Source organism: Kitasatospora sp. NPDC059817 (assembly GCF_042731835.1).
Lineage (GTDB): Bacteria > Actinomycetota > Actinomycetes > Streptomycetales > Streptomycetaceae > Kitasatospora.
Genome location: NZ_JBHWIR010000226.1, coordinates 2,330 through 10,291, shown reverse-complemented (window position 1 = coordinate 10,291; position 7,962 = coordinate 2,330). Strand labels below are relative to the sequence as shown.

General features: G+C 72.9%; 7 protein-coding genes. 6 read left to right on the top strand and 1 reads right to left on the bottom strand.

Features of this window, described 5'->3' with window-relative positions; genetic code table 11:
• The first annotated feature begins 134 nt into the window (after positions 1-134).
• Entirely contained in the window at positions 135-677 is a 543-nt protein-coding gene (locus ACFV61_RS31345; RefSeq protein ID WP_063347681.1) for a GNAT family N-acetyltransferase, read from the top strand.
• A gap of 170 nt (positions 678-847) precedes the next feature.
• Positions 848-2,791, top strand: coding sequence for an ATP-dependent zinc metalloprotease FtsH (gene ftsH, locus ACFV61_RS31340; protein WP_380376643.1), 1,944 nt, complete (start codon positions 848-850; stop codon positions 2,789-2,791).
• 181 nt (positions 2,792-2,972) lie between these two features.
• Here the strand turns inward: ftsH and ACFV61_RS31335 are convergent, their stop codons facing one another.
• Positions 2,973-3,797, bottom strand: coding sequence for a class I SAM-dependent methyltransferase (locus tag ACFV61_RS31335; RefSeq protein ID WP_079135602.1), 825 nt, complete (start codon positions 3,795-3,797; stop codon positions 2,973-2,975).
• Positions 3,798-4,071: 274 nt separating this feature from the next.
• Here ACFV61_RS31335 and proS point away from each other — a divergent pair, with 274 nt between their 5' ends.
• The 4 genes from proS (at position 4,072) to ACFV61_RS31315 (ending at position 7,789) form a co-directional block, all read left to right on the top strand.
• Positions 4,072-5,484 (top strand): proline--tRNA ligase, encoded by a 1,413-nt coding sequence (gene proS, locus ACFV61_RS31330; RefSeq protein ID WP_380495273.1) that lies wholly within the window; start codon positions 4,072-4,074, stop codon positions 5,482-5,484.
• 398 nt (positions 5,485-5,882) lie between these two features.
• Positions 5,883-6,461, top strand: coding sequence for a hypothetical protein (locus ACFV61_RS31325; protein WP_063347677.1), 579 nt, complete (start codon positions 5,883-5,885; stop codon positions 6,459-6,461).
• A 657-nt stretch (positions 6,462-7,118) separates the two neighbouring features.
• Positions 7,119-7,547: a 30S ribosomal protein S16 gene (rpsP, locus tag ACFV61_RS31320; protein ID WP_063347676.1), complete on the top strand. Its 429-nt coding sequence runs from the start codon at positions 7,119-7,121 to the stop codon at positions 7,545-7,547.
• A 2-nt stretch (positions 7,548-7,549) separates the two neighbouring features.
• Positions 7,550-7,789 carry an RNA-binding protein gene (locus ACFV61_RS31315; RefSeq protein ID WP_063347675.1) on the top strand — a complete coding sequence of 80 codons (240 nt, stop codon included), beginning with the start codon at positions 7,550-7,552 and terminating at the stop codon, positions 7,787-7,789.
• The last annotated feature ends 173 nt before the right edge of the window (positions 7,790-7,962 follow it).

Genomic DNA, 7,962 nt, shown 5'->3' with positions numbered 1-7,962 from the left:
GGGCGGGGGGGGGGGGGGGGGGCCGGGCGGGGGGGCGTGGCGGCGGCCCTTTCGGTTGGGGCGGCGGGGGTGGCCGGGGGGGGGCGGGGCCGCGCGGCGGGGGGGCCGGGGCGGGGGGGGGCCCCCCCGCTCGCATGCCCGATGATGGTGGTGTGCGAGTGACGATCAGGGCCCCGCGGGCCGAGGACAAGGACGTGTACGCCGAGGCGGTCCGACGGTCCGCCGACCACATCGGGCGGTGGAACCCGGTCGAGCCGGACGGCCTGGCCGAACTGCTGGACCGCCAGGGGCCGGGCCTGCGCACCTTTCTGATCGTCGACCGGGAGACCGGCGGGCTGGTCGGCAAGGTGAATGTCGCCAACATCGTGATGGGCCGGTTCTGCAACGGCGCGCTGGGCTACGACGCGTACCTGCCGTTCGCCGGCACCGGGCGGATGACGGAGGGGCTGCGGCTGGTCCTGGACCGCTGCTTCGCCCCGCAGCCGGCCGGCGGGCTGGGCCTGCACCGGCTGGAGATCAACGTGCAGCCGGACAACGAGCGGTCGGTGGCGATGGCCAAGCGGCTGGGCTTCCGGCACGAGGGCTTCACCCCCCGGATGCTGTTCCTCCAGGGCGACTGGCGGGACCACGAGCGGTTCGCGCTGACCGCCGAGGAGTGGCCGGGCGCCGAGGCGTAGCCACGGGCGGGGCGCCGAGGCCTCTGAGTCACGGGCGGGGATCCGGGCGCAGGCACTGACGGGGCGGCGGGGATCAGGCACTGGCGGGGCCCCGTCGCGGCTGGTCAGGGGCGTGCTCGGCGCGGCGTTTCGGGTGGCTCGCCCGAGCCCGCGTCCGTATCGTCCGATGGGTGACCGAACCCGTGCCGCCGCGCCAGACCCCCGACCAGCCCTGGCGGTCCGAGGGCGCCCCGCCCCCGCCGCCGCCCCGCCGCCGGATGCCCGGCGGCTGGATGGGACTCGCCCTCACCGCGCTCGTGGTGTTCCTGATCTCCGACCTGCTGCTGTCCTTCTTCGGCAACGCCGGTGCCACCACGATCTCCTACACCGAGTTCAACAACCAGCTGAACAAGGGCAACATCACCAAGATCTACTCCAAGGGCGACGCGATCGAGGGCACCCTCAAGAGCGCCCAGCCCAAGCCGGACGGCGGCAAGGGCGACTACACCGACTTCGCCACCCAGCGGCCGTCCTTCGCCAACGACAACCTGTGGACCACGCTGCAGCAGCAGGGCGTCGAGGTCACCGCCACCTCCCCGGTGGTCCAGCAGCGCAGCTTCCTCGCCAACCTGCTGATCTCGCTGGCCCCCATGGTGCTGCTGATCCTGATCTGGGTGCTGCTCGCCCGCCGGATGGCCGGCGGGCTGGGCGCCGGCGCGCTCGGCCGCAAGGCCCCGCCCAAGCCGGTCACCGCCGACCAGGGCAAGCGCACCACCTTCGCCGACGTGGCCGGTATCGACGAGGTCGAGGCCGAACTCACCGAGGTGGTCGACTTCCTGAAGAACCCGCAGCAGTACCGCAGGCTCGGCGCCAAGATGCCGCGCGGCGTGCTGCTGAGCGGCCCGCCCGGGACGGGCAAGACCCTGCTCGCCCGGGCCGTCGCCGGCGAGGCGGACGTGCCGTTCTTCTCCGCCTCCGCCTCCGAGTTCATCGAGATGATCGTCGGCGTCGGCGCCAGCCGGGTCCGCGAACTGTTCGCCGAGGCCCGCAAGGTCGCCCCGGCGATCATCTTCATCGACGAGATCGACACCATCGGCCGCCAGCGCGGCGCGGGCGGCGGCATGGGCGGGCACGACGAGCGCGAGCAGACGCTCAACCAGATCCTCACCGAGATGGACGGCTTCACCGGCTCCGAGGGCGTCATCGTGATCGCCGCGACCAACCGCGCGGACGTGCTCGACCCGGCGCTGCTGCGCCCCGGCCGGTTCGACCGGCGGATCACCGTCAGCCCGCCCGACCGGGACGGCCGCGCCGCCATCCTGCGCATCCACACCCGGACCGTCCCGCTGGCCGGCGACGCCGACCTCACCCGGCTGGCCAAGGTCACCCCCGGGATGACCGGCGCCGAACTCGCCAACCTGGTCAACGAGGCCGCCCTGCTGGCCGTCAAGCGCAAGCAGGACGCGGTGAACGAGCGGGACCTCTCGGACGCCCTGGAGAAGGTCCAGCTCGGCGCCGTCCGGCCGCTGGTGATGCCGCAGGAGGAGCGCGAGCGCACGGCCTACCACGAGAGCGGGCACGCGCTGCTGGGCATGCTGCAGCCCGGCGCCGACCCCGTCCGCAAGATCACCATCGTGCCGCGCGGCCGGGCGCTCGGCGTCACCCTGTCCACCCCGGAGAACGACCGCTACTCGTACACCGAGCCCTACCTGCGCGGCCGGATCATCGGCGCGCTCGGCGGGATGGCGGCCGAGCAGGTGGTCTACGGGGTGATCACCACCGGAGCGGAGAGCGACCTGGAGCAGGTCACCAACATCGCCCGCGGGATGGCCGGCCGGTGGGGGATGAGCGAGCGGGTCGGCCGGTTGACCGCGGTGCCCGCCGACCCGCAGGGCGCCTACGGGCTCTCCGCCGCGCCGACCACCCTCGACGCGGTGGACGAGGAGGCCCGCCGGATCGTCGCCGAGTGCTACGAGCACGCGGTACGGCTGCTGACCGAGGAGCGGGCCCGGCTGGACGCGCTGGCGGCGGCGCTGCTGGAGGCGGAGACGCTGGACGAGGAGCAGGCGTACCGGGCGGCCGGGGTGCCGCGGAAGGGCTCCGGGTCCGACGGGAAGTCGCTCGACCAGGCGTGAACCGGCGGGCCGGGGGCGCTCGCCGTGCGGGCGGGCGCCCCCGGTTTCGTCGCTGTCGGATCTGTTGTCGCCCGGGGCCGTCCGATTGCTGCCGGGGGGCTCGTTCCCGGTGCCGCCGGGGGCCCGTCCGGGCGTCGCCGTGGGCCCCGTTCCCCGCGCCGTCGGGGCCGGTCGGCCGCCGCTACCGGGGCCGTTCGGCGACCAGGTAGCGGAAGACGTTCTCCATCCGGACCGAGCCGTCCGCGCGCAGGTACGGCTGCAGCGCCTCCTCCAGCTCCTTGGCGACCAGCGACGCGCCGGAGAACTCCTCGGCCGCCTCGAACAGGCCGGTGGAGAGCAGGCCGCGCACCGCGCTGTCCAGGTCCGCGTAGGCGAACGGGCAGCTCACCCGCCCGCTGCCGGCCGGGCGCAGGCCGGCCGGGGCGAGCAGGTCCTCCAGCGTGCCGGGCGTGCTCAGCTCGAACGGGTCGCGCGCGGTGGTCCGGCCCGCCCGCCGACGCGCCACGTCCAGCACCGGGGCGCTCTGGCAGCGCTCCGGAGGGCCCCAGGCGGCCAGCACCACGTGCCCGCCCGGGAGGGTCAGCCGGGCGGCCTCGACGACCACCGGACCCGGCTCGGCGCAACCGGGCAACTGCTCGAAGACCGTCACCAGCGAATGGGCCGAGCGGGGGACGGCCGCGGTCGGCCGGGCCCCCGCGCACACCCGCAGCCGGCGGCCGCGGGCCAGCTCGCGCAGCTCGTCCCGCGGCTCCTGGCCGGTGACCTGGGCACCGCGCCCGGCGGCGAGCAGCAGCGCCAGTCCGGACCGGCAGCCCAGGCCCAGCACGCTGGTCGCCGGGCCGACCTCCAGCCGGTCGTGGACCGCCTCGTAGAGCGGCACCAGCATGCGCTCCTGGATCTCCGCCCAGTCGCGCGCCCGCGCGGGCCGCGCCGCCCCGGGCTGCGGGTGGTGCGGTCGTGCGCCTGTCGGTCGTACGGTCGTGCCGGTCGTCCGAGCTGAAGCCATCGCGGCCTCCCATCCGGTCCTTCGGTGTGCTGCTACGGCTCCCCCAAAGTCCCGCCCCACTCCAGCGAACAGCGGGTCGGGCCCGGCGTCCAGAGGGGTGCAGGGTGGTGCGCGCGTGTCGCGGTCGTGCGCCCCCTGCGGTCGGCGGGTGCCGCCGTCTGCTGCCGGCGGGTGCGCGGTCGTCCGTCCGGCGGGTGCGGTGGTCGTCCGTCCGGCGGCCGCCGGCGTGTTATCGATTCGAAGTCAGGGGGCCGCGCCCCGTACCATTCGGGCCATGGCTAAGGCACCCGTTCTCACCCCTCAGGCGGAAGACTTCCCGCGCTGGTACCAGGACCTCATCAACAAGGCCGAGCTGGCCGACAACGGTCCGGTGCGCGGCACCATGGTCATCCGACCGTACGGCTACGGCCTGTGGGAGCGGATGCAGCAGGAGATGGACGCGCGGATCAAGAAGGCCGGCGCGCAGAACGCCTACTTCCCGATGTTCATCCCGCAGTCCTACCTGACCAGGGAGGCCGAGCACGTCGAGGGCTTCGCCCCCGAGCTCGCGGTGGTCACCCACGGCGGCGGCAAGCAGCTCGACGAGCCGGTCGTCGTCCGGCCCACCTCCGAGACGATCATCAACGAGTACTTCTCGAAGTGGGTGCAGAGCCACCGCGACCTGCCCCTGCTGATCAACCAGTGGGCCAACGTGGTCCGTTGGGAGCTGCGCCCGCGCGTCTTCCTGCGCACCACCGAGTTCCTCTGGCAGGAGGGCCACACCGCCCACGCCACCTACGAGGACGCCCGCGCGTACGCGTCGATGATCCACACCCAGGTCTACGGCGACTTCATGACGAACGTGCTCGGTATCGACGTCGTGCTCGGCCGCAAGACCGCCAAGGAGCGGTTCGCCGGCGCCATCAACACCCTCACCCTGGAGGGCATGATGGGCGACGGCAAGGCGCTGCAGATGGGCACCAGCCACGAGCTGGGCCAGAACTTCGCCAAGGCGTTCAACACGACCTACCAGCTCCAGGGCGCCGAGCGCGAGCACGTCTGGCAGACCTCCTGGGGCGTCTCGACCCGCATGGTCGGCGGCCTGATCATGTCCCACGGCGACGACAACGGCCTGCGGGTGCCCCCGCGACTGGCCGCCGTCCAGGCCGTCGTGCTCGCCATCAAGGGCGACGACGCGGTCATCGCCAAGGTGCGCGAGATCGGCGCCACGCTGGAGGCCGCCGGTGTCCGGGTGGTCGTCGACGACCGCACCGACACCCCGTTCGGCCGCCGCGCGGTGGACTGGGAGCTCAAGGGCGTGCCGCTGCGCATCGAGGTCGGCCCGCGCGACCTCGAGAACGGCACCGCGATGCTGGCCCGCCGGATCCCCGGCGGCAAGGAGCCCGTCTCCATCGACTCCCTGGCCGCGCTGGTCCCGGGCATCCTGGAGGAGGACCAGGCGCTGCTGCTGCGCCAGTCCCGCGAGCGCCGCGAGGCCCGTACCGTCGACGTCAGGACCATCGAGGAGGCCGCCGAGGCCGCCGCGACCGGCTGGGGCCGGATCTCCTGGGCCGACCTCGGTCCGGAGGGCGAGGCCAAGCTCGCCGAGCAGGGCGTTTCGGTGCGCTGCATTGTCGCGGCCGACGGCTCGGTGCCGCTGGCGGACGACCAGGACGGCAATATCGCGATCGTCGCCCGCGCGTACTGATGCCTGTTACCAGCAGGTAATGACCGTTGGCGGCGACATTTGCCCGGAATGCGGATGAGTAAGAATCCGGTAACTGTCCGAGAGGCGCCCCGACCGCGGACATCCCTACTGGCCGGTCAACTGCCGGTATTAACGCAATAGCGGTACGGTGTACGGCCCGTGGCCCTGTCAACTCGACGGGCCCACGGGCCGTACGTCCAGGGGGCGACAGCCCGCCCCCGGGCGGAATTCACGAGGCCCGCCGAGCTGCGGCGGGCCGAAACCGGCAGGGGGTTGGTCTTGCATCAGATCCGGAACGCGCAATTCGCGCGCGACCATGCATTCCTGGGAGTTCCCTGGGAATTCCCGAAGAACGAGAACATGCGGAACATCGGCTCGCACTCCATCGTTGGTCTAGCGTGAGCACGACACAGCCCCTCGTCCTCGCGGCCGAACTGGCCGCCGCCTGGAGTGACATCCAGGCCCACCACCAGGACCTCCCCGACCTGGCCTCGCCCGAGGCCCTGATCGGCGAATCCTCCTCGGCCTGTGGCACCCGGCTCGGTTTCGAGCGGCTCCTCCACGAGGCTGCCCACGGTCTGGCCGCGGCCCGGGACATCCGGGACACCTCGCGAGCCGGCCGCTACCACAACCGGCGCTTCCTGCTGCTCGCCTCCGAGCTCGGCCTGGCGCACCCGGTCGAACCGCACGCGAGCAGCGGCTTCTCCCAGGTGACCATGCTCAAGGAGACCCAGGAGCGCTACGCGGAGACCATCGAGCGACTGGACCGCGCCCTCGGCGCGCACCAGGAGGCGGTGGCCGGCGACGGTACGACGCGGGCCTTCCGCGGCCCGGCCGCCCGGCACGGTTCCTCCGGGGGCGGCGTCCGGGTCAAGGCGGTGTGCGGCTGCGGACGGAACGTCCGGGTCGTGCCGTCGGTGCTCGCCCAGGCGTCCATCGTCTGCGGCGCGTGCCAGCAGCCGTTCAAGATCTCGTGACCGATCGGTCCACCGGGACACCGGAGGACCGGGCGGTCGTCGGATCGGACGACCGGCGCGTCGGATGACCGGGGTGGCGGAAGACCGTCCTGCCGGGCGACCGGTGCGGCGGAGGACTGCTGGACCGGGAGATCGCTGAACCGGAAGACCGTTGGGCCGGGAGATCGGTTGGACCCGGAGATCGGTCAGACCGGGAGATCGGTCAGGCCGGGAGATCGGTTGGACCGAGAGATCGGCTAGGCCAGAACACCAGAAGACGGGGAAGGCCGGCGGACGGCTGTGCGGGCAGCGGATCCGGCCGGAACGAGCGGTACATCGGTGAGTTCGTGGGCGGACCGGGAGCGAGGGCTCCCGGTCGCGCCTTGTGAACGGGCCTGCGGAGGCAGTCGGGGGGCGGCCCCCCGGAGGGTCTCGCGCGGCCCGCGGACAGCCGGGCGCGCGGCGCCGGGGTACGGCTGAGAAGCAGCCGGGATGCGTCCTGCGGATGGCCGAGCGAAGGCGGTTCGCGCCGGTATGGCAGAATGGACAGCTGAGTACTCGGCAGCCGAGCAGGACCCCTCTCTCCTACGGCTGGCGTGTCCCTTGAACGGCCCACGGCGCAACCCCACGCGACGGCGCGGCCGCTCACCCACGTCAACACCAGGAGAATCCACTCCCGTGGCAGTCAAGATCAAGCTCAAGCGTCTCGGCAAGATTCGCTCCCCGCACTACCGCATCGTCGTCGCCGACTCGCGCACCAAGCGTGACGGCCGCGCGATCGAGGAGATCGGCATCTACCAGCCGACCTACAACCCCTCGAAGATCGAGGTCGACACCGACCGCGCCCAGTACTGGCTGTCCGTCGGCGCCCAGCCGACCGAGCCGGTGCTCGCCATCCTCAAGCTGACCGGCGACTGGCAGAAGTTCAAGGGCCTCCCGGCCCCGGCGCCGCTGCTGGTTGCCGAGCCCAAGGTCGAGGACTTCTCGCACCTGTTCGCGAAGGCCGTCGCCGGCTTCGAGGACGCCACCACCGGTGTTGCCATCACCCCGAAGGCCAAGAAGTCGGACAAGGTCGAGGCTGAGGCCGACGCCGCCGCCGAGGCCTGAGCGTGATCGAGGACGCCCTCGACCACTTGGTGAAGGGCATCGTCGAGCACCCCGACGACGTGCAGGTGCGCTCGCGCAACCTGCGTCGGGGCAACACCATCGAGGTGCGAGTGCACCCCGATGACCTCGGCAAGGTGATCGGCCGGGGTGGCCGCACGGCGCGCGCACTGCGCACCGTCGTCGGCGCCCTCGGCGGTCACAACGTCCGGGTCGACCTGGTCGACGTGGACAACATTCGCTGACACAGCTGCTCGTTCAGCCGTCAGGGCTTGTGAGGGGGGGGGGGGCGGGGGGCGCTCCCCCCCGGGGGGGGGGCCTTTTTTCTTCCGGTGGGGGCCGCTCGACCCCGCGCTCGCCCTGGACCGCCTCGCCGCACCGCTCGGCCTGCCCGGCAAGGCCCCGCAGATCACCCACC

Bases quoted from the DNA above. Each gene is read 5' to 3' on its own strand.
- ACFV61_RS31345 (WP_063347681.1), top strand. From the start codon at position 135: ATGCCCGATGATGGTGGTGTGCGAGTGACGATCAGGGCCCCGCGGGCC.
- proS (WP_380495273.1), top strand. From the start codon at position 4,072: ATGGCTAAGGCACCCGTTCTCACCCCTCAGGCGGAAGACTTCCCGCGC.
- ACFV61_RS31335 (WP_079135602.1), bottom strand. From the start codon at position 3,797: ATGGCTTCAGCTCGGACGACCGGCACGACCGTACGACCGACAGGCGCA.